Genomic DNA, 26,728 nt, shown 5'->3' with positions numbered 1-26,728 from the left:
CGACCTCAGCGGGCGCGGCTCGAGCCGCGCCCGCGCCGCCCGGCGTCCCCCCGGGCCGCCGCCCGCTGCGGCAGGGGGCGGCGCCTGATCGCCAGGACGAACGCCGCGACCGCCGCCACCAGGACCGTCTCCACGGCCGGTCCGAACCACGAGGAACCCTTCGACGCGTCCCCCGCCGCCGTGGGCCGCGGGCCGCGGCTCTCGCCGGGAGGTCCCCCGGCCATCGCGCGCACCTGGCTCAGCGTCGGCACCAGCTCCCCGACCGGTTCCACGCGGCCCACCGCGTCGAACCCCCAGTCCAGCAGGTCGGCCGCCTCCCGGTACACCTCGTCGTACCCCGACTCCGGGTGCATCACGGTCACCAGCAGCGTCCGTCCGTCGCGCTCCGCCGCGCCCGTGAAGGTGTTCCCGGCGTTGGTGGTGTAGCCGTTCTTCACCCCGATCATGCCGTCGTAGTCGCCCAGCAGCCGGTTGGTGTTCTGGATCTCGAAGGTCGCGCCCTTCTCCGCGGGGAACCGCGCGACCTGCGTCCGGCAGTAGTACCTGAAGTCCGGGTTCCGCAGCCCCGCCCGCGCGAAGAGCGTCAGGTCGTACGCCGACGACAGCTGGTCGGGCGTGTCGTAGCCGTCCGGGCTCACCACATACGTGTCGTTCGCCTGCAGTTCCCGCGCCCGCGCCCGCATCTCCCGGACGGTCTTCTCCACCCCGCCGTTCATCGAGCACAGCACGTGCACCGCGTCGTTCCCCGACCGCAGGAACACCCCGAGCCACAGCTGCTCGACCGTGTAGGTGATCCCCGCCTCGATCCCGACCAGACTGCTCCCGGCTCCTATGTCCGCCAGGTCCGCGTGCGTCACCTCGTGCCGGGTCCGCCGGCCGAAGCGGGGCAGCAGCGTGTCCGCGAACAGCATCTTCAGCGTGCTCGCCGGAGGCAGCTGCCGGTGTGCGTTGTACGACGCCAGCACGTCACCGGAGTCGGCGTCCGCGACGATCCACGACAGGGATTTCGTCTCCGGCAGCCTCGGCGCCCCCGCCGCCACCTGCACCCCGCGCCGCCCCAGCCGCTCGCCCCCGACCACGGATCTGCCGGCCGCCATCGCCTTCCCGGCGGGAAGCAGCGCGGCGGCCACGCCGAGTCCGAGGACGGCACGTCGCGGCGGTGTGGGGGGTGTCGCGGCCATGGGGGGACGGTACAAGCTGCGACCCCCCACAACCGAACCGGGGGCACCGCTGTGGACACCGGTCGGCCCAGCGCATACTGGGTTCCTTGATGCGAATGGGGGAAGGGCGGGAACCCGTTGCGCCGGATGCTGGCCGTGCACTTCGCGCCGAGCGCCCTGTTCGTCACATACGCCTGGACCCTCACCCGTGCGGGCGCGTTCTCCGGCCGCACCCGATGGCACGAAGCCCTCCCCGCCACCCCCGCCTCGGCCGCGGCCGCAGTGCTCGCGATCTCCGCCTCCGCCGCACTGCTCGGCCTGCTGCTGCACCCTTTCCAGGTACGGGCCGTCCGGGTGCTGGAGGGCTACTGGGAGCGGTGGGCGCCGACGTCGCGGCTGGCGGGGGTGCTGGTGGAGTACCAGCGGCGCAGGTGGCTGGTCCTGTTCGACGCCACCACACGCGAGAACACGGCCGTGGAGAGCCCCACGGGCAAGAGTCTCGGCGAGCAGATACGGGAGCGGGACTCCCTCGCCCGCCTCGAACGCGACCGCCATCAGGCCGTCCTGCGACTGGCGGCGCTTCCCCCGGGCAACGTGCTGCTTCCCACGGCCCTCGGAAACGCCCTGCGCGCGGGCGAACTCAGAGCCGGCGAGCGCTACGGCCTGGCGACGCTGGCCTCCTGGCCGCGGATCCTCCCGCAGGTCTCCGGCCGCCTGGCCGCCGCGCTGAGTTCCGCCCGGGACTCCCTCGACACCGCGGTGAACCTGTGCCACTGCTTCCTCGCCTGCGCCCTGTGCGGCGCGGTGGCCTTCCACGACGAACCGCGGCAGTGGTGGCTCCTCGCCGTGTCCCTGGCGGGTGCAGCCCTCGCGTACAAGGGGGCGGTGACGGCCGCCCAGGCGTACGCGGGGCTGATGTACGTCGTCTACGACCTGCACCGGCTCGATCTGGCCAAGGCGCTGGGCCACGAACTCCCCGACCACGATGGTGAGTGGGACCTGTTCCGGCAAATATCCGACCGTCTGCGATGAGCGCTACGCCCGTACGAGGCTGACCGCGCCGCCCAGTCCCAGGAGATGCAGGCCCACGCCACCGGAGTCCGTGTCGATGGCATCCCTCGGCCCTGAGTCGGTGACCCGCGTGAGGACCATGCCCGTCGTCTGCACCGTGACCGGCCAGCTCCGGGGAACGGTCAGATGCACGTGCCCCGCGACCGCCGTGATATGGACGGTCACGTCGCCGTCGAGCGCCGAACCGGTGAGGTCCGCCCGTATCTCACCGGCGACGGCCCGCAGCTCCAGGCGCGGGTGCCGGGTGCGTTCTCCGATCGCCCCGGGACCGCGGACGCGGCCTGTGGACAGGAACCGCGTCCACCGCCCGTCCCCCGGCCGAACGGAGGGGCGCAGCAACGCGACGCCCACGACCGCGAGTGAGACGGGCAGGACGACGTTCACCAGGACACGGCCGCTGACGGCGTGCCCGTGGGCGAGCCCCACGAGAGCGATCGCGGCCAGGACACCAGGGGCTATGAGGGAGCTGACGGCGACGAAGGACCGTACGAGGTTGAGTACCGCCAGCGCGAGCAGCAGCCAGGGCCACCACGTGACGGCCCACTCCGCTGCCACGCGCACCCGGTGCAGGGTGTCCCCTACGGCGAAGCTCCCGAGCGCCAGCGCGCCCAGACCCAGCCACGGGGCGGGACGACGCCCCCGTTCCCTGTCCGTCCGAGCCACGCGCGTCATCGTAGTGGCGGGCGTGGCCCAGGATGCCGGACGGGTGGCTACTGCCCCTGGTTCAGGGCCTCGTTGAGCGCAGCGAGGTCTTTCTTGAGAGCGGGCCTGGGATTGCCGCCTTCATGCGTGGCCGCGTTGTGGACCGATGGCGGAAGGTCCCGGAATTGGCACTTCGCGTTGTGCGCCACATTGTTGTGTTGCCTCTGATATTCGGCGATGACGAGCGGTCCCATACTGAGAGCCTTTTTCCACGCCTCTTGCGTATCTGCACCGGTATTACTGGGAATCAGTCCGGAACATCCCACTCCCCAGCACTCTTTCTCCTTGCCGGTGTTGTCCGGTTCCGGGACGATTCCCGGCAGTGTCATGGAATCCGAATTCATCGCTGCCTCGCTCCTCGCTGATGCGCGGGTCGTCGCTCTAACGCTGCCGATTCCGTTCCCTGTACAGGTACGTGATCCATAGAATGTCTGCGACAGTGCACGCGAGGACCATGGCGAGCGCCACCCAGCGCCAGACGGCCTGAGGTCCGCCGTTCGCGGGTGCGAGGGCGAGGGAGACACCCAATCCCAGCAGAGAGGTACCCGCGTTGAAACACACGATGGCCCAACGGATGTAGCGCCGCCACTCGTCGAGATCGAGCCGCTGCGCAGCGCACAGATCAAGGTATTCTTCGGACTCGGTCGACACGTCCGGGCCGTACCATGCCTGGATATCCGCCGTCGTATAGTAATAATGGCGGGCGTGGTAGTGGAGCTGGATGCTCGCGACGAGCGTGAGAGAAGCGGCGACCAAGACCAAAAGCGTCGGTCCGGGCCATAGGAACAATTCCGGGGCCGCGCCGGCGACGACGCCTGCCAAGGCGAGCGCCGCGGCGGTCAGCATAGGGGCCGCGATGGAGTGGGCCTCTTGGGCCGCCTGGCCGTGTCCGAGCGGCTTGGGCCGCCCCGTTATGCCCATGATCCCCCCACAGGAGCTCCCCGCATCCTGCTCGGAGCATGACAGATCATCAATAAACGCACCATAGGCTGAATCAAGTCACGTACAAGCGCAGACGGGGCGTTGTCAGAGGGCGGTCCTACGCTCGGCGGGGATGGGGACTGCGGGGGTCGCCGCACAGGGGGTGGACGGTGAGTGTGATCGCGTGGGGGGACGTCGGGGAGCCGGCCGTGCCCGGGTACGGGATCGGGGTGGCGCAGCGGCTGGGTGGGGTCACCGCGGAGCTGGGGATCCGGGACGGGCGGGCCGTGCTGGGGTGGCGCAGCGCGGCGGGCAAGGCCCTGAAGGGCGCCCCGGCCGCCGTGCGGCGCGAGCACGCGGGGGAATTGACGCGGCTCAGGGCGACCGTCGGGGACATCGACCGGACGCTGGCGGCGCAGGCCGCGTGGCTGGAACGGCAGTTCCCGGAACGGCGCACGTGGGCGTACCCCGTGTGGCGGGAGCGGCTGCTGGGCCATCCGCTGCTCGGGACCCTCGTCCGGCGCCTGCTGTGGACGGTCGACGGGGTCGCCTGCGGGTGGGCCGAGGGCGGCCTGCGCACCCTCGACGGCGAGCGGGTCCTGGGCGGCGGGGAGGACGTCGTCGGACTGTGGCACCCCTGGGGGCGCGACCGCGTGGAGATCACCGCCTGGCGGGAGTGGCTGGAGCGGCACGGCGTCACGCAGCCCTTCCGGCAGGCCCACCGCGAGGTGTACGGCCTCGCGGACGCCGCACGCGTCACCGCCACGCACCACGTCCTGAGACAGCACCGGTTCGCCTCGCTGGCCGCCGCCCGCGGCTGGCGGTACCGCCTGCGCCTGCCGGTCGACGAGGCCTTCCCGCCCGCCACGCGCGAACTCCCGCGGTGGGGGCTGCGGGCGGAGCTGCGGGTCCAGGGCGTCGACGGGGACGGCTTCGGTCACTTCGGCAGCCATCTGTACGTCGACACGGACCAGGTGCGCTTCCTCCCGCTGTACGCCCCCGGGAACCGGGCCGCCGATCCGCTACCGCTCGCCGACGTCCCGCCGCTCGTCCTCAGCGAAGTCCTGCGCGACGTGGACCTCTTCGTGGGCGCCGCCGGCATCGGCAACGACCCCACCTGGCAGGACGGCGGCCCCGACGGCCGCTTCCGCGCCTACTGGGCGTCCTACGGCTTCGGCGAGCTGACCCCGTGCGCGAAGACGCGCCGCGAGGTGCTGTCCCGCCTCGTACCGCGGCTGGCCATCGCCGGACGTTGCACTGTCGAGGGACGCTTCCTGCGCGTCCGCGGTGACCGGCACACGTACCGGATCCACATAGGTTCCGGCAACGTCCTGATCTCCCCGGGCGACCGCCACCTGTGCGTCGTCCCGCCCGCCCACGCCTGCGCGGTCCCGGGCCCCCTGCCCTTCGAGGGCGACCCCATGCTGTCGGTGGTCCTCGGCAAGGCGCTGCTCCTCGCCCGCGACACGGAGATCACCGACCCGACGATCGTGAGCCGGCTGTGAAGCGCGCGCTGACCCCGGGAACGCCCGAGGGCCCCGCTGCCGGCTGACCGGCTGCGGGGCCCTCGGGGGAGCCTCGGCGGAGGGGATCAGAAGCGACGCGTGATGAGCGCGCGCTTCACCTCCTGGATCGCCTTGGTGACCTCGATGCCACGCGGGCAGGCGTCGGTGCAGTTGAACGTGGTGCGGCAGCGCCACACGCCGTCCTTGTCGTTCAGCACCTCGAGCCGCTGCTCGCCGCCCTCGTCACGCGAGTCGAAGATGAAGCGGTGGGCGTTGACGATGGCCGCCGGGCCGAAGTACTGGCCGTCGTTCCAGAAGACCGGGCAGGACGACGTGCACGCGGCGCACAGGATGCACTTGGTGGTGTCGTCGAAGCGCGCGCGGTCCTCGGCGGACTGCAGGCGCTCGCGCGTCGGCTCGTTGCCCTTGGTGATGAGGAAGGGCATCACGTCCCGGTAGGCCTGGAAGAACGGGTCCATGTCGACGACCAGGTCCTTCAGCACCGTCAGGCCCTTGATGGGCTCGACGGTGATGGGCTTGTCCGGGTTGATGTCCTTGATCAGGGTCTTGCAGGCCAGCCGGTTGCGGCCGTTGATGCGCATGGCGTCGGAGCCGCAGATGCCGTGGGCGCAGGAGCGACGGAACGTCAGCGTTCCGTCCATGTCCCACTTGATCTTGTGGAGACCGTCGAGGACCCGCTCCTTGGGGTCGATCTCCAGCTCGAAGTCCTGCCAGGTGGCCTCGTCCGAGATCTCCGGGTTGAACCGGCGGATCCGGAAGGTGACCGTGATGTAGGGCGAGGCCTGGGCCTCGGCCTCGACCTTGTCGAGGGTCGCGGTGCTCATCAGTACTTACGCTCCATCGGCTGGTAGCGGGTCTGCACGACCGGCTTGTAGTCGAGACGGATCGCCTCGGTGCCGTCGGCACCCACCTCGCGGTACGCCATCGTGTGCCGCATGAAGTTGACGTCGTCGCGGTTCGGGTAGTCCTCGCGGTAGTGGCCGCCGCGGGACTCCTTGCGGGCCAGGGCCGAGACCGCCATGACCTCGGCGAGGTCGAGCAGGTTGCCGAGCTCGATGGCCTCGAGCAGGTCGGTGTTGAACCGCTTGCCCTTGTCCTGGATCGACACGTTCCGGTACCGCGCGCGCAGCTCGCCGATCTTCTCGACGGCGGTCTTGATGGTCTGCTCGGTGCGGAACACCATGACGTTCGCGTCCATGGTCTCCTGCAGCTCCTTGCGCAGCTGCGCGACCCGCTCGTTGCCGGTGGAGGCACGCAGCCGCTCCACCAGGTCGACCACGAACTGCGCCGGGGCCTCGGGGAGCTCGACGTAGTCGTGGTCCGCGGAGTACTCGGCGGCGGCGATGCCGGCCCGCCGGCCGAAGACGTTGATGTCCAGCAGCGAGTTGGTGCCGAGGCGGTTGGCGCCGTGCACGGAGACGCAGGCGACCTCGCCGGCGGCGTACAGGCCCGGGACGACGGTGGTGTTGTCCGACAGGACCTCACCCTGGACGTTGGTGGGGATGCCGCCCATGGCGTAGTGCGCGGTCGGCTGGATCGGGATCGGGTCCGTGTAGGGCTCGATGCCGAGGTAGGTCCGCGCGAACTCGGTGATGTCCGGGAGCTTGGCGTCCAGCTGCTCCGGCGGCAGGTGGGTCAGGTCGAGGTAGACGTGGTCGCCCTCGGGACCGCAGCCGCGGCCCTCGCGGATCTCGGTGTAGATCGCGCGGGAGACGACGTCACGCGAGGCGAGGTCCTTCATGACCGGCGCGTACTTCTCCATGAAGCGCTCGCCGTCCTTGTTGCGGAGGATGCCGCCCTCACCGCGGGCGCCCTCCGTCAGCAGGATGCCCATGCGCCAGATGCCGGTCGGGTGGAACTGGAAGAACTCCATGTCCTCCAGCGGCAGACCGCGGCGGTAGACGGCGGCCTGGCCGTCACCGGTGAGGGTGTGCGCGTTGGAGGTGACCTTGAAGAACTTGCCGGTGCCGCCGGAGGCGTACACCACGGCCTTCGCCTGGAAGACGTGGATCTCGCCGGTGGCCAGCTCGTACGCGATCACGCCGGCGGACCGCTTGACGCCGTCCTCCTCGACGATGAGCTGGTCGAGGACGTAGAACTCGTTGAAGAACTCCACGCCCTCCTTGACGCAGTTCTGGTACAGCGTCTGGAGGATCATGTGGCCGGTGCGGTCGGCCGCGTAGCAGGCACGGCGGACCGGGGCCTCGCCGTGGTTGCGGGAGTGGCCGCCGAAGCGGCGCTGGTCGATCCGGCCCTCGGGGGTGCGGTTGAAGGGCAGGCCCATCTTCTCGAGGTCGAGGACCGCGTCGATGGCCTCCTTCGCCAGGATCTCGGCGGCGTCCTGGTCGACCAGGTAGTCACCGCCCTTGATCGTGTCGAAGGTGTGCCACTCCCAGTTGTCGTCCTCGACGTTCGCGAGGGCCGCGGCCATGCCGCCCTGGGCGGCGCCGGTGTGGGAGCGGGTGGGGTAGAGCTTCGTCAGCACTGCGGTGCGGCTGCGCTTCGTCGCCTCGATGGCGGCGCGCATGCCGGCGCCGCCCGCGCCGACGATGACGGTGTCGTACTTGTGGATCTGCATGAGGGGTCGCTTCCCTGTCCAGCCCTGGCTAGCGGATGTTCGGGTCGAAGGTGAAGATCACCAGCGTGCCGAGGATGATGGTGAACGCGGTCGCGGTGTAGACCAGCATCTTCAGCCAGAACCGGGTGTTGTCCCGCTCCGCGTAGTCGTTGATCACGGTGCGCAGGCCGTTGCCGCCGTGCAGCATCGCCAGCCACAGCATGAGCAGGTCCCAGGTCTGCCAGAACGGCGAGGCCCAGCGGCCGGCGACGAAGGCGAAGCCGACCTTGGTGACGCCGCCGTCGAGCACGAGCTGGATCAGCAGGTGACCGATGACCAGGACGACCAGGACGATGCCGGACAGGCGCATGAAGAGCCAGCCGTACATCTCGAAGTTGGTCCGGGTGCTGCGCGGGGTGCGCTTGGTCCGGGCGCGCGGCGGCTCGATGACCGGGGCCGGGTTGTCGGGGCCGTAGGCGGCGCTGGAGGAGCTGAGCTCCACGTGGTCCGTTGCGGACATGACTTCGCTCAGCTCCCGAACAGCACTCGTGCGGCGTGACCGAGGACGGGGTAGATGGCCCCGATCATCAGCACGACCCAGATTCCGATGACCGTCCACAGCATCTGCTTCTGGTACTTCGGGCCCTTGGACCAGAAGTCCACGGCGATGACGCGCAGGCCGTTCAGAGCGTGGAAGAGGACAGCCGCGACCAGCCCGTACTCGAGCAGGCTGACGATGGGCTGCTTGTAGGTGTTGACGACCTTGTCGTAGTCCTCGGGGGAGACACGCACCAGTGCGGTGTCGAGGACGTGGACGAACAGGAAGAAGAAGATGAGGACACCGGTGACTCGATGAGCCACCCATGACCACATGCCTTCCCGGCCGCGGTACAACGTTCCAGCCGGCACGGAAAAAACCCTCCGGGAGCGGTGTGGGGCCTGCCGGCTTCGTTGGTCGGTCGGCCCGGCCGGGTACGGTCCTCCGGCCCTGGCCATCGTAGCGACGGCTTGTCGGCCACGTCCTGCCGGGTCCTTCAGGTGTGATCGATCCCGCACGTGTGGGTGTATCGGCCGGGAACCCCCGGCTCGCCCCGCGCGTCCCCGAGGGCCAGTCGCCCCAGGCGGGACCGGGTGACGCGGCGCAGTTCCTCGGCGGCCGTGACCCGCTCCTCGTCCGCTTCGTTGCCGAGACGCTGACGGAGTGACGCCAGCATCCGGTCGAGGGACTCACCGGGGTGCACCCCGTCGAGGGAGAGCACGAAGACGTGGCCGAAGCGAGCCTCGTACGCGGCCTGCGCGGCCCGCAGCGCCGTGTGCGCGGCGAGGCTGCCGCGGGTGGGGGCGGCGTCCGGCGGGGCGCCGGCCGCTTCGGCGGCGAAGGCCTCGGCGAGGTCGGCGGGCGTGAGGTCGTAGGCGGCCTCGTCGGCGGCGGCCAGCAGTGCGGCCAGGTCGGGGTAGGGGCGGTGCGCGGCGACCCTGCGGGCCCAGCGCAGGCTGCCGCAGCAGGTCAGCAGGACGGCCTCGGCCGCCCCGGGGGAGGCCTCGTTGAGCCGCCGCAGGCCGTGGGGGAGGCCGGGACGGCCCGTCGGCGCCGGTCGGGGGGCCCGGCCGCGTGACTGCGCCGGGAGGTGCGCAGGGAGGTGCGCCGGGGTCCGCGGCGGGACGGCGGGGGTGTCGCTGGACAGCGGTGGGCTCCTGGGAGGGAACGGTGACGGGGGTGGGGGGAACCGCGAGGCGGCTGCGCGGCGTGAACCACAGGGGGACGACGAGTGACGACCACCGTATCGGCCTATGTTCGGCCCTGTACGACGGATGCACGAATTTCACTCGTACGGGAACGAAAGTGCACGGCTTCCCCTGGTCCGCACGGCGAGATGCGCACAGCGGGCATAAATTCGGATCATGTGGCAGATGCGGGCGAAACGTGCGTCGGCGTACGCGGCGACGGCCGTGCTGACCGCCGTGCTCGGGGCCGGTCCCGCGCTCGCCGCACCCGCGGGGACCGCGGGCCCCGGCGCCCCGCCGACGGAGCGGGCGAGCACGTCCACCGGGTTCCCCTCGATCCCCGCCGTCCGTTCCTTCACCCCTGCCGCCGGTACCGCCGCCTTCGTACCGGGCCCCGGCTCGCGGGTGGTGGCGCCCGCCGGGAGCGCCGTGGAGGACGAGGCGCGGCTGCTCGCGGAGGAGCTCCGCCGGCCGTACGTCAGTGGGCCCGCCAAACCGGGGGACATCGCGCTTTCACTCGAACGGAGTAATGCGGGCCCGGAGTCGTACGAGATGACAAGTTCGGCCGACGGGGTGACAGTGCGCGCCGGCACCGACGCCGGGGTCTTCTACGGCACGCGAACCCTCCTCCAGGCGGTCCGTTCCACCGGACGGGTGCCGGCCGGCACCGTCGAGGACCGCCCGGACCGGCCGGAGCGCGGACTGATGATCGACATCGGGCGCAAGTACTTCAGCCGCGAATGGCTGGAGGCCAGGGTCCGCGAGCTGGGCGACCTGAAGTACAACCAGCTCCACCTCCACCTCAGCGACGACCAGGGCTTCCGCGTCCAGAGCGACAGCCACCCCGAGATCGTCTCGCCCCGGCACCTGTCGAAGGAGGACATCCGCGCCGTCGTCGACCTGGCCGCGCAGCGGCACATCACCGTCGTCCCGGAGATCGACAGCCCCGGTCACATGGGTGCCGTGCTCGACGCCCACCCGGACCTCCAGCTGCGTTCCGTGGACGGCACCCCCGTGCGCGGGGCGCTGGACATCTCCCGGCCCGGTGCCGCGGACGTCGTCGACGACCTGCTCAAGGAGTACGCACCGCTCTTCCCCGGCGCGTACTGGCACGTCGGCGGCGACGAGTACGGACCGCTCGTGGCGGACCACCCCGAGACGTCCTTCCCGCAGCTCGCCGCGTACGCGCGCGAGCGCTACGGCCCGGACGCCGGGGTGGCCGACGCGGCGGCCGGCTGGCTCAACGACCGCGCCGCCACCCTGCGATCGCTCGGCAAACGGGTCGAGGCCTGGAACGACGGCTTCTCCGACGGCGCCCGGGTCGCCGCGGACCCGGACCGGGTGGTCGCCTACTGGTCCAGCAACAAACTGCGCGGACGGCTGCCCGAGGACCTCCTGCGCGAGGGCCGGCAGCTGCTCAACCTCAACTCCTGGTACCTCTACTACGTCCTCGGCGCGCCGGCGAACTTCCCCTACCCCAGCGGGCGGCGCATCTACGAGGAGTGGACCCCGGCCGTCGTCTACCGGGACGGCGCCGTGCCCGCGGCGCTCGCGGGACCGGACCGCATCCTCGGCGCGCGGCTGGCCGTGTGGTGCGACCGGGCGGACGCCCAGACCGAGGACGAGGTCGCGGCCGGCATCCGGATGCCCCTGCGCGCGCTCACCCAGAAGCTCTGGGACCCCGGCCCGCCGGTCCTGAGCTGGCAGGACTTCAGCACCCTCGCCGACCGGGCCGGCTGAGCCGCCGTACCCGGCCGTCTCAGGTGAAGCGGCCGAAGTCCGCCTCCCCCCACAGGAGCGTCTTCGGCCGCTTCTGATTGTTAAAGCGTCAACGCGGCCGAAAATGTCACACCCATCGCCAGGGCGGCCCGACAGGTGTGACGATTCAGTGCGAATCCACGCTGTACAGGATGTCGGCGATTCGAGAGGACAGTGTGGCCAGCAACGGGGGGCGCCACGACCCGCGGACCGACCGCGACATGGAGCTCGGGGCCGCGGTCGGGCGCGCCCAGGGCGGGGACGAGCACGCCTTCGCGGTGGTCTACCGGCTGGTCCAGCCGTTGCTGCTCGGCTACGTGCGCGGCCTCGTCGGCGACGACGCGGAGGACGTCACCTCCGAGGCCTGGCTCGAAATCGCCCGCGACCTCGGCCGGTTCCGCGGGGACGGGGCGGGCTTCCGGGGCTGGGCGGCGACCATAGCCCGGCACCGGGCCCTGGACCACCTGCGGCGCCAGGACGCCAGGCCCCGTGCCCGTCCCCTCGACACCGAACTGCTGGACCTCCCCGCGGCCGAGGACACCGCGGACCGCGCGCTGGAGGCGCTGGCCACCGAGCGCGCGCTCTCCCTGATCGCCTCGCTCCCGCCCGACCAGGCGGAGGCGGTGCTGCTGCGCGTCGTCGTCGGGCTCGACGGGGTGTCCGCGGCCCGGGTGCTGGGCAAGCGGGCGGGAGCGGTCCGTACGGCGGCGCACCGCGGTCTGAAGCGGCTCTCCCGGCTGCTGTCCTGACCCTTGGTGACCGGCGGGTAGCCGCCCCCGGACGCCCTGCCGGCGCCCATCATGGGGCAGTATGGTGCGCGATTCCGAGGGGGAGGCCCGCACGTGGATTTGGCGACCGCGGTACGCGCGGCGCAAGAGGGGGACGAGGACGGCTTCCGGTTCGTGTACCGAGCGGTGCAGCCGCAACTGCTGCAGTACGTACGCTCGCTGGTCGGCGCGGGGGACGCCGAGGACGTGGCGTCGGAGGCGTGGTTGCAGATAGCGCGCGACCTGCCGGCCTTCCACGGTGACGGGGACGCGGTACGCGGCTGGGCGGCCCGGGTCGCCCGCAACCGGGCGCTGGACCACCTGCGGGCGGTGGGCCGCCGACCGCTGGCCGCCGCCGGGGTGGAGGAACTGCTCGACCGGCCCGCCGTCTCGGACACCGCCGAGGAGGCGGTCGCCGCGGTGGGCACCGGCGCCGCGCTGGCGGCGATCGCCGCCCTTCCCCACGACCAGGCCGAGGCCGTGCTGCTGCGCGTCGTGATGGGCCTGGACTCCCGGTCGGCGGCCGAGGTCGTCGGCAAGAGGCCCGGTGCGATGCGCATGGCCACCAGCCGCGGCCTGCGCCGTCTGGCTGAGCTGCTGGATTCCGACGGCGGGTCGTCAAGTGTGACGTTTTCGGCGTCCCGAACGCTTGAGGACATGAGATGAGCGATAACCGAGGACAGGACTGGCTGGACGAGGCCACCGCCGAGCGGTTGCTGCGGGGTGCCCACGGTGACGACCCCGCGGAGCGGGCCTGGCGCGACGAGCGCGCCGCCGCCCTGGCCGGGTTGCTGGCCGCCGCCGCGGCTCCCGCGCCCCTCGACCCGGAACGCGAGGAGGCCGCCGTCGCCGCGTTCCGTGCCGCGCGCGGCGACGACGCGCTCACCGGAGGTTCCGCGGGCGTCCGCCTCGGCACGGCCGACGACTGGTCGCCCGGCGCGGGCGCGGGCGCGGTGCCCCGGAGCGGGCGGAGCCGTACGGCCCGTCACTCCAGATCGCTGACGGGGACGTTGATCGCGACCGCCGCGGTGGCCGGGGTGAGCGTGGCGGCCGCCGCCGGCGCGCTGCCGGCCCTGCTCGGCAACGGCGTCCCGGACCCCTCCCCGGTGCACACCCAGAGCGCGGCGACGGCGGCCTCGGACAGCGGTTCGCCGTCACCCGGCCGCACCGCCCCGCCGACCTCCCGCCCCGGTCCCGGCCACGGCCGCCCGGCGGGCGGCACCGGCGGCACCCACGGCACCGTCCTGCCCGGCCGGCCGGCCGGGACGCCGTCCTCCACGCCGGCCCTGGACCACAAGGCGCTGTGCCGGGCCTACGCCGCGGCCGGCCGGCACCGCAAGGGCGTGGACGAGCAGGCCTACAAGCAGCTGCGCAAGGCGGCGGGCGGCGGCCAGCGCCAGATCCGCCGCTACTGCGCCGGGCTGCTCGGCTGGAACGCCGGGCACGAGGGGAACGGCGGCAAGGCCGGGAAGGGGGACGAGCGGGGCGACGACGACTCCCGGGACGCCCGCGGCCGTTGGAAGAACCGTTCCGGCGGACACCACCGCCTGGGCGGCCACGGCCCGCGCGGCACCTCACGGTCCGCCCCGGCCGCACCGTCCGTACCGACCTCCAAGGCCGCCCCGTCCGCCCAGGCCGCACCACCCGACGGGCGGCCGGGACCGCACCGCGGTCACGGCCGCGAGTGACACTTTCCGGCCGCCGCGCGCTCCCATGGAGGGGCCGATTGGTCATCGGCCCCGCGGATCCGGGCTCTTCCCGTGCCCACGGGTCCGCACCCGGGCGCGGCCGGGCAGCTCTCCCTCCCGGCCGCGCTCCCGGGCGCGGCGGGTGCGGGGTGTGACACTTTCGGCTTCCCGGGCGCTTTAACCAGTAGACCGACTGGTCATCGGTCGAGGGGTCGCCCGGTCCCCCCGTATCGGGCCCCCAACGAGGGACGTGGGCGGAGCGCTTTCCCCCCGCTCCGCCCGCGTCCTCACGTAGCGCCGCAGGAGCGGCGGCGTAGGGTCGACGACGTGATCTTCCGGATCGAGCGGCGCTGCCCGCTCCCCGCCGCCGAGGCCTGGCGCCGGGTCACCGACTGGGAACGCCACGCGGAGCTGGTGCCGTTCACCACCGCCGTCGTCACGGGGGAGCGGTCGTTCACGGCACGCACCGGACTCGGGCGGATGGCCGTCGACGACCCCATGGAGATCGTGCGCTGGGAGCCGCCGGACGCGGGCCGTCCCGGGCGGTGCCGGCTGGAGAAGCGCGGCCGGACCGTGCTCGGCTGGGCCGAGATCGAGGTGTGGCCGCGGGAGGAGGGGGGCTCACGCGTGGTGTGGCGCGAGGAGTTGAGGGTGCGTCCGCTGCCGGGGGCGTTCGACCGGCCCACCGCGTGGGCCGGCCGGCTGCTGTTCGGGCGGGCGCTGGACGGGCTCCTGGCCCGGGGTCACCAGTAGACGACGACCTTGTCGCCGACCCGCACCTGGTCGAAGAGCGCCGAGATCTTCGCGCGGTCCCGCACGTTGACGCAGCCGTGCGAGGCCCCCGCGTAGCCGCGGGCCGCGAAGTCGGCCGAGTAGTGCACCGCCTGGCCGCCGCTGAAGAACATCGCGTACGGCATGGGCGTGTGGTAGATCGTCGACACGTGGTTCCGGCTCTTGGCGAAGACGCTGAAGGTGCCCTCGCGGGTTGGCGTGTACTGGGAGCCGAAGCGGACGTCCATCGCGGAGACGACCTTGCCGTTCACCACCCAGGCCAGGGTGCGGCTGTTCTTGCTGACGCACAGCACGCGGCCGGTCATGCAGCGCGGGTCGAGCTTCGCCACCGGGTTGCTGGTCGGCGGGTACATGGCGCCGCGCGTGGGCTGCCGGGTGACCGAGCGCAGCTTCGCCCAGGTCCTGTCGGTGACGGTGCCCGAGGCGGGCAGCTTGTGACGGGACTGGAAGGCGCGCACCGCGGAGGCGGTGACGTCGCCGTAGTAGCCGGTGGGGTTGCGGCCGAAGAGACCGAGCTGCTTCAGCCGCGCCTGCAGTTCGCGCACCTTCGCGCTGCTGCTGCCCCGCGCGATGACGACGACCGGCCGGGGGGTGCGGTCGGCCTCCGGCTTCTTCGTGGCGGACGGCGACGCCGTCGGCGAGGGGGAGCCGCTGCTCGGCGTCGTGCTCGGGCTCGTGCTCGCGGAGGGGCTCGCCGCGGGGCCCGCGGTGTCCGGTGCCACGGAGGCCCTGGCGGTGGGCTCGCTCGCCTGGGCCGTACAGCCGGCGAGGAGGGCCCCGGTGAGCAGCGCGCCGGCCGCGGCCGCCGCGCGTGATCTTGTGACGGATATGAGTGCCACTTCGTCCCCCTGGAGATGAGTCGGTACACCCTTTGACTGATTTCCCCGGCATGTAGTTGCACCGGCCCGGTCACGGTTCGCCGCACACTGAGGAAAGGGGACCGAGTCGCTGGAGGCATGACGCATGGCACGCGAGTCCGAATCCGGTCTGCCGATCGAGCCCGTCTACGGCCCCGACGCCCTGGACGGCTGGGACCCGGGCGAACGGCTCGGTGAGCCGGGCGGCTACCCCTACACCCGCGGTGTCCACCCGACGATGTACACCACCCGGCCCTGGACGATGCGCCAGTACGCGGGCTTCGGCACCGCCGCCGAGTCCAACGCGCGCTACCGGCAGCTGATCGCCCACGGCACCACGGGCCTGTCCGTCGCCTTCGACCTGCCGACCCAGATGGGCCACGACAGCGACGCCCCCCTCGCCCACGGCGAGGTCGGCAAGGTCGGCGTGGCCGTCGACTCGGTCGAGGACATGCGGGTGCTCTTCGACGGCATCCCGCTGGACCGGGTCTCCACCTCGATGACGATCAACGCGCCCGCCGCCCTGCTGCTCCTGATGTACCAGCTCGTCGGCGAGGAGCAGGGGGTGCCCGCGGACCGGCTCACCGGCACGATCCAGAACGACGTGCTCAAGGAGTACATCGCCCGCGGCACGTACATCTTCCCGCCCAAGCCCTCGCTGCGGCTGGTCGCGGACCTCTTCCGCTACTGCCGCGCCGAGATCCCGCGCTGGAACACCATCTCCATCTCCGGCTACCACATGGCCGAGGCCGGCGCCTCGCCCGCTCAGGAGATCGCCTTCACCCTCGCCGACGGCATCGCGTACGTCCGCACCGCCCTCGCGGCGGGCATGGACGTCGACGACTTCGCGCCCCGGCTGTCCTTCTTCTTCGTCTCGCGCACGACGCTCCTGGAGGAGGTCGCCAAGTTCCGTGCCGCCCGCCGCATCTGGGCCCGCGTCATGCGCGAGGAGTTCGGGGCGAGGAACCCCAGGTCGTGGATGCTGCGCTTCCACACCCAGACCGCGGGCGTCCAGCTGACCGCCCAGCAGCCGGAGGTGAACCTGGTGCGGGTGGCCGTCCAGGGGCTGGCGGCGGTGCTGGGCGGCACGCAGTCGCTGCACACCAACTCCTTCGACGAGGCGATCGCGCTCCCCACCGAGAAGTCCGCCCGGCTCGCGCTGCGCACCCAGCAGGTCCTGGCGTACGAGACCGACGTGACGGCGACCGTGGACCCCTTCGCCGGGTCCTACGTCGTGGAGTCGATGACCGACGACCTGGAGGCGGCCGCGCTGGAGCTGATGGCCAGGGTGGAGGAGCTCGGCGGGGCGGTGAGCGCGATCGAACGCGGCTTCCAGAAGGCCGAGATCGAGCGCAACGCCTACCGGATCGCCCTGGAGACCGACTCCGCGGAGCGGGTGGTCGTCGGCGTCAACCGCTTCCAGCTGGGGGAGGAGGAGCCCTACGAGCCGCTGCGCGTCGACCCCGCGATCGAGGAGGCGCAAGTTGCGCGGCTGGCCGCGTTGCGTGCCGGGCGCGACGGGCGGGCCGTGGACGCGGCCTTGTCCGCGCTGCGGATGGCCGCCGAGGGCACGGAGGACGTCCTGTACCCGATGAGGGACGCGCTCCGTGCCCGGGCCACGGTGGGCGAGGTGTGCGGAGCGCTCCGCGAGGTCTGGGGGACGTACGTCCCCTCGGACGTCTTCTGAGTCACCCGGCGAAGCGGGCGAGCCAGGCGGTGACGCGCTCCGGGTCGCGCGTGGCGAGGCCGACGTAGCCGTCCGGGCGGACCACGAACAGGCCCTCGCCGTAGGTGCGGTGGACCGCGCTGCCGGGCCCGGCGCGGTGCGCGCGGGCGAAGCCGGGCAGCGCCGCGGGCGGTTCGGCGCCGACGGCCAGCACCGTGAAGTGGGGGCCGCGCAGGACGTCGAAGAGCCGCCCGCCGCCGGTCAGGGGTGCGTCGGGCGCGCGGTCCCCGGCCCGCAGGGCGTCCTCGGCGAGACCCTCGCGGGTCTCGGCGGTGAGCGGGCCGTCGCGGTAGCCGAGACCGAGCTGGTGGACCTCGGCGCCCCGCTGGTTCATCGGCCGGCCCCGGCTGATGGTGCTGCGGTGCAGGTGGGTGCTCATGCCGAGGACGTCGGCGGCGACCGGCAGCCGCTCCTGCCCGTAGCTGTCCAGCAGCTTGGCTGCGGCGCCGTGCCGCAGCACCTGGCCGAGCTTCCAGCCGAGGTTGTAGGCGTCCTGGATGCCGGTGTTGAGGCCCTGGCCGCCCGCGGGGGAGTGGATGTGGGCGGCGTCCCCGGCGAGCAGGACCCGGCCCTCCCGGAAGCGCTCGGCCAGGGCGGCGCGCGGCCGGAAGTCGGAGCTCCACATGACCTCGAGCACGTCGTCGGCCGACAGGTGGGTGCGCTGTCCGACGGTCTTGCGCACCCCGTCCGGTGAGGTGTCGGGGCGCTCCGCGCCGGCCGGGTACGTCGCGACGAACTGGAAGTCCCGCTCGGTGCCGCCCATCGGGAAGGCGACGGCACCGGTGTCGCCCGGGCCCCGCCACACGTGGGTGTGCTCGCGGTCCAGGCCGGTCAGCGTCACGTCGGCGACGAGCATCGGGGCGGGGTCGACGGTCTCGCCGTGCATGGCGATGCCCAGGGCCCTGCGTACGGCGCTGCGCCCGCCGTCGGAGGCGACCAGGTACGCCGCCCGCACGGTCGTGCCGTCGGCCAGTTCCGCGGTCACGCCGTCCGCGTCCTGGGCGAGACCGGTGAGTCCGGCGCCGAAGCGGACCGCGCCGCCCAGTTCGCGCAGCCGCGCGTACAGGATCTCCTGCGTGCGCCACTGGGGGATCATCCACGTCGCGCCGTAGGGGGCGGCGGAGGTGGCGGGCACCCGCTCGAACATCTCCCACTCGTGGACCGGGCGGCCGTCCTGCCAGACGCGGCCCTGCGGGTAGGGGCCGCCCGACGCGAGGACGGACCCGACCACGCCGAGGTCGTCGAGCACCTCCAGCGAGCGGGGCTGCAGGCCCTTGCCCCGTGAACCGGGGAACAGCCGGTCGGAGCGCTCCACGACGAGCGCGGGCACGCCGCGGCGGGCGAGGTCGATGCCGAGGGCGAGTCCGGTGGGGCCGGCCCCGACGATCAGGACGCCGGTTTCCTTAACGCTGTTAAGTTCCATGTCCCGAGGGTCCCCTTAACGGTGTTAAATTGTCAAGGGGTACCGACGGACGGACAGGATGGGCACGTGGCAGCGACGCGACTGGACCGCGACAAGGTGGTGGAGACCGCCCTCGGCCTGCTGAACGAGGAGGGGTTGGAAGGGCTGACCCTGCGCCGGCTCGCCAAGGAGCTCCAGGTGCAGGCACCGGCCCTGTACTGGCACTTCGCCAACAAGCAGGCCCTGCTCGACGCCATGGCCACCCGCATGCTGCGGCAGATGCTGGAGCGCGGCATGGGTCAGGAGGTCCCCGGTTCCGACTGGCGGGACTGGATCGCCACCGCCTGCCGCGGCACCCGTGCGGCCCTGCTGGCCTACCGGGACGGCGCCAAGGTCTTCAGCGGCACGCACCTCACCGACGACAGCCACGCGGGCGCCCTGGAGCGCTACCTGGGTGCCTTCGTCGAGCAGGGCTTCCGCGTCGAGGACGCCCTCAACGCGTGGTTCACCGCGTACACCTTCACCATCGGCTTCGTGATCGAGGAGCAGGCCGTGCAGCCGCTGCCCGGCCGGCGTGACCCGCGCTACGACACCGACGAGCGGCAGGCCCGTCTCGGCGGGGAGTTCCCGCTGGTGGGCGGGGCCGGCCGGGAGATGTTCGACCACTACGACGCGCGCTTCGAGACCGGTCTGCGGATCCTCGTCGCGGGCATCGAGCGGACCCTCGCCCCGGACGGCGCGCGGTAGTCACCGTGCGGTCGTCACCGCGCGGTGGGCCGGCGCGATCCTCCGCGCCGGCCCTCGTGGCCCTGACGGCCGCGGTCAGCCGCGGGACGTCACATGCCTGATCCGCCGTGCGACCCTGCGCACGGCCGGGTTGGCCGGCAGGAACGCCAGCTGGGACGGCACCGCCCCCGGGAGCGCCAGGGACGCCAGCCGGCGCCGCTTGAAGTAGCGCCAGGTGCCGGTGTCCAGGCCGTCGGTCAGGTAGCGGACCGCCTCGTCCCGCAGATGCGCGTACGTCTGGTGCTGCATGCAGTAGCCCACGGCGCGCACCAGCGGCGTCAGGTCCCGCTCGACCCGCTCCGCCGTCGGCGGCCGCCAGGCCTCCGCCGCCTCGCGGTACGTCCGGTCCTCCAGGTCCGGCAGGAGGCGGTCGGCGATCGTGACGGGCACGCGGTTGCTGTTCTGGTACGGCGACAGCCGGTCCAGCACCAGCTCCGTGCCGACCCGGGCGACCGGCAGCCCGTACAGGGCGGACGCGGTGAACAGCGCGGTGGAGAAGCAGCCGACGACCAGCCGCGGGCGGGCCCGCAGGAAGAGCACCTCGGCGAGCTCGGCCGCCCCGGCCACGGTCAGCTCCGCCCCCAGGGCCTCCGCCTCCCGCTCCAGCCGCCGGGACCAGTGCGCGGGCGCCGTCGGGTGCGGCTTGAAGACCACCGTGCGGTGCCCCGCCGCGACGGCGCCGCGCACCATGCGGACGTGCAGCTCCTCCTCCTCGGCGGTGGTGAGGACGTCCAGCGCCGACAGGTACTGGCCGAGCAGCAGCGCGCCGCCCTCGGGGAGGGGAGCCGGGGCCGCGTCGTGCTCCGCGATCCCCGCCAGGACGCCGGTGAAGGCCTGCGCGGGGACGAGCCCGGCGGGGACGTCGTGCTCCGACAGCAGCAGCGGCCGCAGCCCGGGGACCAGGTCCAGGTGCAGCAGCCGGCCCACCCGGGTCGTGACCAGCGGGTCCAGCTTGTCCCGGGTCGGGCCGTAGACCATGAGGCCGTCGGCGTACACCTCGACGGGCGCGCCCGGGAAGACGTTCACCAGCGCCAGGGCCGGGTCGACGTGCAGGGACTCGACGACCAGCTCGACCTCGTCCTCGCCGAGGTCCCACAGCCGCCGAAGGTGGCGCTCCCACAGGGGCACGTCCTCGGGGCGCGGGGACCAGCCGGAGGGGTGCAGCGGGGCGATCGTGTCGTTCCACGAGAGCACCCGGTCGAAGCGGCCGCGCAGCGCCCCGAAGCCCGGTGCCGTGTCCAGCGCCGGCGCGATCTCGGGCACGGCGGCGTTGTTGCTGACCAGCAGCAGCCTGCGGTCGGCCGGGGTGAACAGTCCGGCGTCCATCGCGGCGGCCACCGTGGCGGCGCCGAACAGCGTCGACGCCAGGAACACCTGGGTGCGGGGCATCACGCGGCCACCGCCCCGGCGACGCCGAGGCGCCTGCGTGTCCGGCGCAGCAGCAGGCTGCGCTTCATGTCCATCGAGTCCAGCGCCTCGTTCAGGATCTCCTGCGGCATCTGCTTCAGGGCGGCCGCGCTCATCGCCTTCAGCTTCCGCGCGACCCGGGGCTCGTAGCGGCCCATGGCGCCCAGGTGGTGCGCGATCACCGCGCAGTAGGTGCGCACCGCCTTGGGCAGGAAGCGGTCCGCGTCGGGGTCCGCCGCGGTCTCGGCGAGGACCTGGTCGAAGGAGCGGATGAAGTCCAGCTGGCGGATGTCGCCGATCTGGGTGAGCGAGGTGGCCACCCCGCGCCGGTAGAAGACGCCCAGCAGGCCGACGACCGCGAAGGACTTCGCCTCGCGGTGCAGCCGCCAGATCCACGGCCGGTCCTCGGCGGTGCGCAGCCCGTCGGGGAAGTGCAGCAGACCCGCGTCGACCAGCCGCCGGTGGTAGATGCCGGCCCAGGCGTACGGGTAGTCCACCGAGGTCGTGCGGTCGGCGGGGAGGATCGCCTCGCGCGGGTCGAGGGCGACCCCGCGGCGGCCGTGCGGCACCCGGGCGACGGTGCGCCTGCGCCCGTGGGAGACGACGTGGTCGGTGCGCACGAAGTCGGTGCCGAGGGTCTCGATGGCCTCCAGCAGCCGGGGCAGGTAGCCCTCGGCCAGCCAGTCGTCGCCGTCGAGGAAGGTCAGGTACTCGCCCCGGGCGGCGTCGATGCCCGTGTTGCGGGCGGTGGCGAGCCCGCCGTTCCTGTCGTGGGAGACGAGTATCGCCCCGGGCAGGTCGGGCAGCGCGCGCTCGAGGATTCCCGGGGTGTCATCCGTTGCGCAGTCGTTCACGAGAATGAACTCGAAATCCGCGCGCGTATTCGCGCGGAGGCTCCTCAACATGTCAGGAGCAAAATCCTGCACGTTGTAGAACGGGACGATGACGGAGAGCTTAACCACGTCGCGCACCCTATGGGGCGGCTCGTCCCCCACCCTGACGCCTTCCCCACCCCCGGGTGAACGGGAGATGGCGGAATCATGAATCCGCCGTCAGGGGCAGCCGATTCCCCATTCGGCGGCGCGTTGTTAACCGTCCGTTGGCGTTGCGTTGGAGACCCGCTCGGAATGCATTCCTAGCGTCTGCGGCGTGCCAGCAAGTACCGCCGACCCGATCAGGGTCACTGTCCTCGCCGACTCGGACACCCGATGGAAATGGGGTGCGCTGACGGCGCGCCGCATCGCCCCGGAGGCGCGGCTCGACGCCCGCCTGCTCCGCGGCCGGGCGACCCCGACCGAGCGCCAGCTCGCCGAGGTCGGCATCCCCGCGGACTCGATGCGCGAGGTCACGGCCGCGCAGTTCCTGGCCGGGACCTCGCGTGACACCACGGACGTCGTCGTGCTCTCCTGCGTCGGCGGCACCGTCCAGGCCATGCTGCACGGACTCGCCCGCTCCTGGCAGGGCACCCCCCGCCGCCCGGTCGTCGTCACCGGCTACGTCGGGGTCGTCTACGAGAAGCTCGCCGACGGGCTCCTGCTGCGGGCCGGTGCCGACGCCGTGCTCGCCAACAGCGCCCACGACGCGCAGCGCTTCCGCGACGTCTACGAGGGCGTCGGAACCGACGCCGGGACGGTCGTGGAGACCGCCCTGCCCTTCCTGGAGGGCAAGCCCTACGAGCCCTCCGGGGACCGGCCGTTCACCGTGGTCTTCGCGGTCCAGCCCTCCGTGCCGGACAGCCGCAGGGACCGCACGTACCTGCTGCGCCGCGCGGTGGACCACGCGCGCTTCCACCCGGAGCGCGAGGTGCTGGTCAAGCTGCGCAGCAAGCCGGGCGAGCACACCACGCACATCGAGGAACAGCCGTACCAGAAGCTGGTGTCCAAGCTGGACCCGCCGAAGAACCTCAAGCTCGTCTACGGGCACATGGGCGAGGTTCTGGACCGCACCGACCTGCTGGTGACGGTGAGTTCGACGGCGGCGCTGGAGTCCATGCACCGCGGCATCCCCACGGCCGTCCTCACCGACCTCGGGATCCGCGAGGCGCTCGGCAACCACCACTTCCTCGGTTCCGGCGCCTACGCCTCCTGGGACCAGATCGACTCCGGCGAGGTGCCGAGGGTGCACCCCGAGTGGGCCCGCAGCCAGGGCATCGCCTCCGACGGCGACCCCTTCCGTGCCGTGCGCGAGCGCGTCACGGAACTGGTCGCCGCCCCTGTGCTCCCGCCGCTGGCGCCGTACTACACGACCACCACCGCGCCCGGTTACCTGCCCGGCGTGCTCGCCCGCCACGGCCTCGACCCGAAGGGCGAGCCGCTGCCCGGCGCCGCGACCGAGCCCACCGAGCCCAGCCCGCTGCGCCGGGCCGTGCGCGACATCGCGCGCAACTCAGCGCGCGCCGCGTACCGCCAGGGCGTGCAGCGCGTCGCGCCCGTGATCCGCAGGTGGGGCCAGCTGTGAACCCGCCCCCCAAGTCGCAAGGAGCCACCATGCCAACGGTGTTGGCCGTCATTCCCGCCCGCGGCGGCTCGAAGGGCGTACCCGGCAAGAACCTCGCACCGGTCGGCGGTGTGCCGCTGGTCGTCCGCGCCGTGCGCGCCTGCCGGGAGGCCGACCTCGTCACCGACGTCGTCGTCTCCACCGACGACCCCGCCATCGCCGAAGAGGCCCGCACCGCCGGCGCCGAGGTCGTCCTGCGCCCGGCCGCCATCGCCGGGGACACCGCCACCAGCGAGGCCGCGGTCCTGCACGCGATGGACGCGCACGAGGCGATGACCGGGCGCGGCGCCGACGTGGTGCTGCTCGTCCAGTGCACCAGCCCGTTCATCACCACCGAGGACGTCAACGGCGTGGTCGCCGCGATCGTCGAGGACGGCGCGGACACGGCCGTGACCGTGGCCCCCTTCCACGGCTTCATCTGGCGTGACGCCGCCGACCAGATCGGCGCCGCCGCGGCCGCCGACGAGGCCGCCGAGGGCGGCCGGTCCCGTACGACGGTGGCCGCCGCGACCGGCGGCTACGGCGTCAACCACGACAAGGCCCACCGTCCGCGTCGCCAGGACCGCCCGCAGGACCTGCTGGAGACCGGCGCCGCCTACGCGATGCGCGTCCCGGGCTTCCGCGAGGCGAAGCACCGCTTCTTCGGCCACACCGCGCTGGTGCGGACCGACCCCGCCAAGGTCCTGGAGATCGACGAGCCGGACGACCTGGCCCGCGCCCGCGCCCTGGCCCCGCTGCTCGACCCCGCGACGGAGACCGCCCCAAAGGCGCCGGCGCACCCGACCCGCGACGACGTCGACGCGGTCGTACTCGACTTCGACGGCACCCAGACCGACGACACGGTGCTGGTCGACTCCGAAGGACGCGAGGCCGTCACCGTGCACCGCGGTGACGGGCTCGGGATCGCCGCCCTGCGCGACAACGGCCTGCCCGTCCTGATCCTGTCCACGGAGACCAACCCGGTCGTCGCCGCGCGGGCCCGCAAGCTCAAGGTCCCCGTGCTCCACGGCATCGACCGCAAGGACCTCGCACTCAAGCAGTGGTGCGAGGAGCAAGGAATCGCCCCCGAGCGGGTCCTGTACGTCGGCAACGACGTCAACGACCTCGGCTGTTTCGCGCTCGTCGGCTGGCCCACGGCCGTCGCCAACGCGCACGACATCGTCAAGGACGCCGCCCGCTCCGTCACCGCAATGCCCGGAGGAAGCGGAGCTATCCGCGAGATCGCCTCGTGGATCCTCGGCCCCTCACTTTCCCGAAGGGAACTCTCCCAGTGACCACCACCAACGCCCGCCTTCGTCCGATCGGCGACCGCCTGGTCGGCCCCGGCCAGCCCGTCTACGTCACCGGCGAGATCGGCATCAACCACAACGGCTCCCTCGAGGACGCCTTCGCCCTGATCGACGCGGCCGTGGAGGCCGGCGCCGACGGTGTGAAGTTCCAGAAGCGCACCCCGGAGATCTGCACCCCGCGCGACCAGTGGGACATCGAGCGTGACACCCCCTGGGGCCGCATGACGTACATCGACTACCGCCACAAGGTGGAGTTCGGTGAGGACGAGTACCGCGCGATCGACGCGTACTGCACCAAGAAGGGCATCGACTGGTTCGCCTCCCCGTGGGACGTCCCCTCGGTCGAGTTCCTGGAGAAGTTCGAGAACGTCCGCGTCCACAAGGTCGCCTCGGCCTCGCTGACCGACGACGAGCTGCTGCGCGCCCTGCGCGCCACCGGCAAGACGGTCATCCTCTCCACCGGCATGTCCACCCCGAAGCAGATCCGCCACGCGGTGGAGGTGCTCGGCAGCGAGAACATCATCCTGTGCCACGCCACCTCGACCTACCCGGCGAAGCACGAGGAGCTCAACCTGCGGATGATCAACACCCTGCAGAGTGAGTTCCCGAACGTGCCGGTCGGCTACTCCGGCCACGAGATCGGCCTGCAGACCACGCTCGCGGCCGTCGCCCTCGGCGCGGTCTTCGTGGAGCGCCACATCACCCTCGACCGCGCCAACTGGGGCTCGGACCAGGCCGCCTCCGTCGAGCCGCAGGGCCTGGACCGCCTGGTCCGCGACATCCGCATCATCGAGCAGGCGCTCGGCGACGGTGTCAAGAAGGTCTACGAGGGCGAGCTCGGCCCGATGAAGAAGCTGCGCCGCGTGCCCGGCGTCATCGCCGAGCAGGAGGCGGCCCAGGCGGCCGCCGCGGCCGAGCCGCAGTCGGTGTCGGCCTGATCCATGAGCGACAGCGGCACTCTGGCACTCGTAGAGAGCCCCGTTCAGCTGCTCAACGTGCTGGAGTGGGCGCATGTTCACCCGCCCGCGGTGCCCACGCCGCGGCCCGGGACGGCCACGGCCGTCCCGGGCCCGGTGGCGCCCGGGCGGCCGCTCACCATCGTCGCCCTCGCCCCGCGTGACCCCATGACGCGTGGCCAGCTCCGCCGCATGACGGAGCTGGCGATGGACGAGGGCATCACGGTGCGCTGGTGCGAAGCCCGTTCCTCCCGGGGTTCGCTGGTGCGCACCGCCGTCGAACTGACCCCGGCCCTGCGGGCCGCGGGACGGGTCGTCCTCGGCGACCCCTTCTCCCGGCTGGTGCAGGTGCTCCTGCCGCTCAGCCGGGCGAAGGAGATCACCGTCGTGGACGACGGCACGGCGACCATGGAGTTCACCGAACTCCTCGCCAGGGGTGCCCGGCTCGTCCGCTGGCACCGCAGCGGCCGCCGGCTGTCGCCGGTGGACGCGGCCTTCGGCGTCTTCGCCTCTGCCGCCCGGCGCCGACTCACCCCAGGTGCCGGGCGGCGGGTCGAGCTGTTCAGCTCGATGCCCGCCTCGCCTCCCCCCGGAATGGCGCTGCGGACCAATCGCTTCGCCTGGACACGGGCACGGTTCGGCCCGCCCACCATCAGTGCCGGCACCGACATCGTCGGCACCTCCCTCGTGGAGACCGGGGTGGTCGACCCCGAGCGCTACCTGGCCGCCGTCGCCGCCCTGACCAGGGCGCACGGTGCCACCCGCTACTTCGCGCACCGCCGGGAGAGCGCCGACAAGCTGCACCGGCTCTCCGCGGAGACCGGGCTGCAGATCGTCCGGCCCGACCTGCCGCTGGAACTGATCGCCCGCCGTGGCCCGATCGGGCACACGGTCCTGAGCTTCCCCTCCACGGTCGTGCACACCCTGCCGCTCGCCCTGGAGGGCACCGGCGTCAAGATCACGGTCTGCGACGTCGATCCGGAGTGGCTGACCGACCGGGCCTCGCCGCGGGCCCAGAGCTTCCTGTCCGGGATCACCGGCAGCGCCCGCGACCTGCACGGCCTGGCCTCGGTGGCCTCGGGCACGGCCGCCGTCAACTGAGCCCGTCCGTCCGTCCGGTCGGCCCTCCGGTCGGCCGGACG

25 protein-coding genes and 1 pseudogene are annotated in these 26,728 nt (G+C 72.6%); 13 read left to right on the top strand and 13 right to left on the bottom strand.

The annotated features are described in order from the left end of the window. Positions 1–5: 5 nt before the first annotated feature. Positions 6–1,181: a D-alanyl-D-alanine carboxypeptidase gene (locus OG937_18800; protein ID WUD73584.1), complete on the bottom strand. Its 1,176-nt coding sequence runs from the start codon at positions 1,179–1,181 to the stop codon at positions 6–8. Positions 1,182–1,307: 126 nt separating this feature from the next. On the opposite strand from OG937_18800, the gene OG937_18795 reads away from it, so the two are divergent. Next, a complete protein-coding gene (locus tag OG937_18795; GenBank protein ID WUD73583.1) occupies positions 1,308–2,192 on the top strand; it encodes a hypothetical protein in 885 nt (294 codons plus the stop codon). Between the two features lie 3 nt (positions 2,193–2,195). Here the strand turns inward: OG937_18795 and OG937_18790 are convergent, their stop codons facing one another. The 3 genes from OG937_18790 to OG937_18780 are packed head-to-tail and all read right to left on the bottom strand — an operon-like array spanning position 2,196 to position 3,779. Then, positions 2,196–2,894, bottom strand: a complete 699-nt coding sequence (locus OG937_18790) for a hypothetical protein (GenBank protein WUD73582.1) — start codon at positions 2,892–2,894, stop codon at positions 2,196–2,198. Positions 2,895–2,941: 47 nt separating this feature from the next. Next, on the bottom strand, positions 2,942–3,277 hold the full coding sequence (locus OG937_18785) for a hypothetical protein (GenBank protein WUD73581.1): 336 nt from the start codon (positions 3,275–3,277) through the stop codon (positions 2,942–2,944). Positions 3,278–3,314: 37 nt separating this feature from the next. Beyond that, positions 3,315–3,779, bottom strand: coding sequence for a hypothetical protein (locus OG937_18780; GenBank protein WUD73580.1), 465 nt, complete (start codon positions 3,777–3,779; stop codon positions 3,315–3,317). Positions 3,780–4,045: 266 nt separating this feature from the next. On the opposite strand from OG937_18780, the pseudogene OG937_18775 reads away from it, so the two are divergent. Beyond that, positions 4,046–5,359: pseudogene (locus OG937_18775) on the top strand (DUF4132 domain-containing protein). Positions 5,360–5,445: 86 nt separating this feature from the next. Here the strand turns inward: OG937_18775 and OG937_18770 are convergent. The 5 genes from OG937_18770 to OG937_18750 all read right to left on the bottom strand — a co-directional run bounded on the left by OG937_18770 (position 5,446) and on the right by OG937_18750 (position 9,496). Then, entirely contained in the window at positions 5,446–6,204 is a 759-nt protein-coding gene (locus OG937_18770) for a succinate dehydrogenase iron-sulfur subunit (GenBank protein ID WUD73579.1), read from the bottom strand. After that, a complete protein-coding gene (sdhA, locus tag OG937_18765) occupies positions 6,204–7,958 on the bottom strand; it encodes a succinate dehydrogenase flavoprotein subunit (protein ID WUD73578.1) in 1,755 nt (584 codons plus the stop codon). Before sdhA ends, OG937_18770 begins: the two co-directional genes overlap by 1 nt. Positions 7,959–7,986: 28 nt before the next feature. Continuing rightward, positions 7,987–8,457 carry a succinate dehydrogenase hydrophobic membrane anchor subunit gene (locus tag OG937_18760; protein WUD73577.1) on the bottom strand — a complete coding sequence of 157 codons (471 nt, stop codon included), beginning with the start codon at positions 8,455–8,457 and terminating at the stop codon, positions 7,987–7,989. An 8-nt stretch (positions 8,458–8,465) separates the two neighbouring features. After that, positions 8,466–8,846, bottom strand: coding sequence for a succinate dehydrogenase, cytochrome b556 subunit (sdhC, locus tag OG937_18755; protein WUD73576.1), 381 nt, complete (start codon positions 8,844–8,846; stop codon positions 8,466–8,468). A gap of 125 nt (positions 8,847–8,971) precedes the next feature. Further along, positions 8,972–9,496, bottom strand: coding sequence for a 2-oxo-4-hydroxy-4-carboxy-5-ureidoimidazoline decarboxylase (locus OG937_18750; GenBank protein ID WUD78809.1), 525 nt, complete (start codon positions 9,494–9,496; stop codon positions 8,972–8,974). A gap of 352 nt (positions 9,497–9,848) precedes the next feature. On the opposite strand from OG937_18750, the gene OG937_18745 reads away from it, so the two are divergent. The 5 genes from OG937_18745 to OG937_18725 all read left to right on the top strand — a co-directional run bounded on the left by OG937_18745 (position 9,849) and on the right by OG937_18725 (position 14,628). Then, positions 9,849–11,402, top strand: coding sequence for a family 20 glycosylhydrolase (locus OG937_18745; protein ID WUD73575.1), 1,554 nt, complete (start codon positions 9,849–9,851; stop codon positions 11,400–11,402). 239 nt (positions 11,403–11,641) lie between these two features. Further along, complete coding sequence (locus OG937_18740) at positions 11,642–12,169, top strand: RNA polymerase sigma factor (protein ID WUD78808.1); 528 nt, start codon at positions 11,642–11,644, stop codon at positions 12,167–12,169. A gap of 93 nt (positions 12,170–12,262) precedes the next feature. Continuing rightward, positions 12,263–12,853 carry an RNA polymerase sigma factor gene (locus OG937_18735; GenBank protein ID WUD73574.1) on the top strand — a complete coding sequence of 197 codons (591 nt, stop codon included), beginning with the start codon at positions 12,263–12,265 and terminating at the stop codon, positions 12,851–12,853. Beyond that, complete coding sequence (locus OG937_18730; GenBank protein ID WUD73573.1) at positions 12,850–13,875, top strand: hypothetical protein; 1,026 nt, start codon at positions 12,850–12,852, stop codon at positions 13,873–13,875. The genes OG937_18735 and OG937_18730 overlap by 4 nt, the downstream gene beginning before the upstream one ends. Positions 13,876–14,202: 327 nt before the next feature. Further along, positions 14,203–14,628, top strand: coding sequence for an SRPBCC family protein (locus OG937_18725; GenBank protein WUD73572.1), 426 nt, complete (start codon positions 14,203–14,205; stop codon positions 14,626–14,628). Here the strand turns inward: OG937_18725 and OG937_18720 are convergent. Continuing rightward, positions 14,619–15,506: a L,D-transpeptidase family protein gene (locus OG937_18720; protein ID WUD73571.1), complete on the bottom strand. Its 888-nt coding sequence runs from the start codon at positions 15,504–15,506 to the stop codon at positions 14,619–14,621. The genes OG937_18725 and OG937_18720 overlap by 10 nt on opposite strands. A gap of 124 nt (positions 15,507–15,630) precedes the next feature. Between OG937_18720 and OG937_18715 the strand changes: the two genes are divergently transcribed. Continuing rightward, complete coding sequence (locus tag OG937_18715) at positions 15,631–17,211, top strand: methylmalonyl-CoA mutase family protein (GenBank protein WUD73570.1); 1,581 nt, start codon at positions 15,631–15,633, stop codon at positions 17,209–17,211. Between the two features lies 1 nt (position 17,212). On the opposite strand, the gene OG937_18710 is transcribed toward OG937_18715, so the two are convergent. Then, positions 17,213–18,673 carry an FAD-dependent monooxygenase gene (locus OG937_18710; protein ID WUD73569.1) on the bottom strand — a complete coding sequence of 487 codons (1,461 nt, stop codon included), beginning with the start codon at positions 18,671–18,673 and terminating at the stop codon, positions 17,213–17,215. A gap of 66 nt (positions 18,674–18,739) precedes the next feature. Here OG937_18710 and OG937_18705 point away from each other — a divergent pair, with 66 nt between their 5' ends. Then, the gene (locus tag OG937_18705) at positions 18,740–19,399 is read left to right on the top strand and encodes a TetR/AcrR family transcriptional regulator C-terminal domain-containing protein (GenBank protein WUD73568.1); all 660 of its coding nucleotides are present in this window, start codon (positions 18,740–18,742) and stop codon (positions 19,397–19,399) included. A 75-nt stretch (positions 19,400–19,474) separates the two neighbouring features. Here the strand turns inward: OG937_18705 and OG937_18700 are convergent, their stop codons facing one another. Then, the gene (locus tag OG937_18700) at positions 19,475–20,827 is read right to left on the bottom strand and encodes an alpha-2,8-polysialyltransferase family protein (protein WUD73567.1); all 1,353 of its coding nucleotides are present in this window, start codon (positions 20,825–20,827) and stop codon (positions 19,475–19,477) included. Next, positions 20,827–21,807 carry a glycosyltransferase gene (locus tag OG937_18695; protein ID WUD73566.1) on the bottom strand — a complete coding sequence of 327 codons (981 nt, stop codon included), beginning with the start codon at positions 21,805–21,807 and terminating at the stop codon, positions 20,827–20,829. Before OG937_18695 ends, OG937_18700 begins: the two co-directional genes overlap by 1 nt. Positions 21,808–21,994: 187 nt before the next feature. Between OG937_18695 and OG937_18690 the strand changes: the two genes are divergently transcribed. Genes OG937_18690 through OG937_18675 form a run of 4 tightly spaced genes read left to right on the top strand, consistent with a single transcriptional unit; the run spans position 21,995 to position 26,687 of the window. Further along, on the top strand, positions 21,995–23,302 hold the full coding sequence (locus tag OG937_18690; protein WUD73565.1) for a hypothetical protein: 1,308 nt from the start codon (positions 21,995–21,997) through the stop codon (positions 23,300–23,302). Between the two features lie 29 nt (positions 23,303–23,331). Then, positions 23,332–24,615, top strand: a complete 1,284-nt coding sequence (locus OG937_18685) for an acylneuraminate cytidylyltransferase (protein WUD73564.1) — start codon at positions 23,332–23,334, stop codon at positions 24,613–24,615. After that, positions 24,612–25,568 (top strand): N-acetylneuraminate synthase family protein, encoded by a 957-nt coding sequence (locus tag OG937_18680; protein ID WUD73563.1) that lies wholly within the window; start codon positions 24,612–24,614, stop codon positions 25,566–25,568. The genes OG937_18685 and OG937_18680 overlap by 4 nt, the downstream gene beginning before the upstream one ends. A 3-nt stretch (positions 25,569–25,571) precedes the next feature. After that, entirely contained in the window at positions 25,572–26,687 is a 1,116-nt protein-coding gene (locus tag OG937_18675; GenBank protein WUD73562.1) for a hypothetical protein, read from the top strand. The last annotated feature ends 41 nt before the right edge of the window (positions 26,688–26,728 follow it).

The sequence above is a fragment of the Streptomyces sp. NBC_00510 genome (assembly GCA_036013505.1).
Lineage (GTDB): Bacteria > Actinomycetota > Actinomycetes > Streptomycetales > Streptomycetaceae > Actinacidiphila.
The sequence above is the reverse complement of the archived record's forward strand: the minus strand, read 5'-3'. Positions and strand labels throughout refer to the sequence as shown.

Coding starts and splice junctions, on each gene's coding strand:
- OG937_18800 (WUD73584.1), bottom strand. CDS start 1,181: ATGGCCGCGACACCCCCCACACCGCCGCGACGTGCCGTCCTCGGACTC.
- OG937_18795 (WUD73583.1), top strand. CDS start 1,308: ATGCTGGCCGTGCACTTCGCGCCGAGCGCCCTGTTCGTCACATACGCC.
- OG937_18785 (WUD73581.1), bottom strand. CDS start 3,277: ATGAATTCGGATTCCATGACACTGCCGGGAATCGTCCCGGAACCGGAC.
- OG937_18780 (WUD73580.1), bottom strand. CDS start 3,779: ATGCTGACCGCCGCGGCGCTCGCCTTGGCAGGCGTCGTCGCCGGCGCG.
- OG937_18770 (WUD73579.1), bottom strand. CDS start 6,204: ATGAGCACCGCGACCCTCGACAAGGTCGAGGCCGAGGCCCAGGCCTCG.
- sdhA (WUD73578.1), bottom strand. CDS start 7,958: ATGCAGATCCACAAGTACGACACCGTCATCGTCGGCGCGGGCGGCGCC.
- OG937_18760 (WUD73577.1), bottom strand. CDS start 8,457: ATGTCCGCAACGGACCACGTGGAGCTCAGCTCCTCCAGCGCCGCCTAC.
- OG937_18745 (WUD73575.1), top strand. CDS start 9,849: ATGCGGGCGAAACGTGCGTCGGCGTACGCGGCGACGGCCGTGCTGACC.
- OG937_18740 (WUD78808.1), top strand. CDS start 11,642: ATGGAGCTCGGGGCCGCGGTCGGGCGCGCCCAGGGCGGGGACGAGCAC.
- OG937_18730 (WUD73573.1), top strand. CDS start 12,850: ATGAGCGATAACCGAGGACAGGACTGGCTGGACGAGGCCACCGCCGAG.
- OG937_18715 (WUD73570.1), top strand. CDS start 15,631: ATGGCACGCGAGTCCGAATCCGGTCTGCCGATCGAGCCCGTCTACGGC.
- OG937_18710 (WUD73569.1), bottom strand. CDS start 18,673: ATGGAACTTAACAGCGTTAAGGAAACCGGCGTCCTGATCGTCGGGGCC.
- OG937_18700 (WUD73567.1), bottom strand. CDS start 20,827: ATGCCCCGCACCCAGGTGTTCCTGGCGTCGACGCTGTTCGGCGCCGCC.
- OG937_18685 (WUD73564.1), top strand. CDS start 23,332: ATGCCAACGGTGTTGGCCGTCATTCCCGCCCGCGGCGGCTCGAAGGGC.
- OG937_18675 (WUD73562.1), top strand. CDS start 25,572: ATGAGCGACAGCGGCACTCTGGCACTCGTAGAGAGCCCCGTTCAGCTG.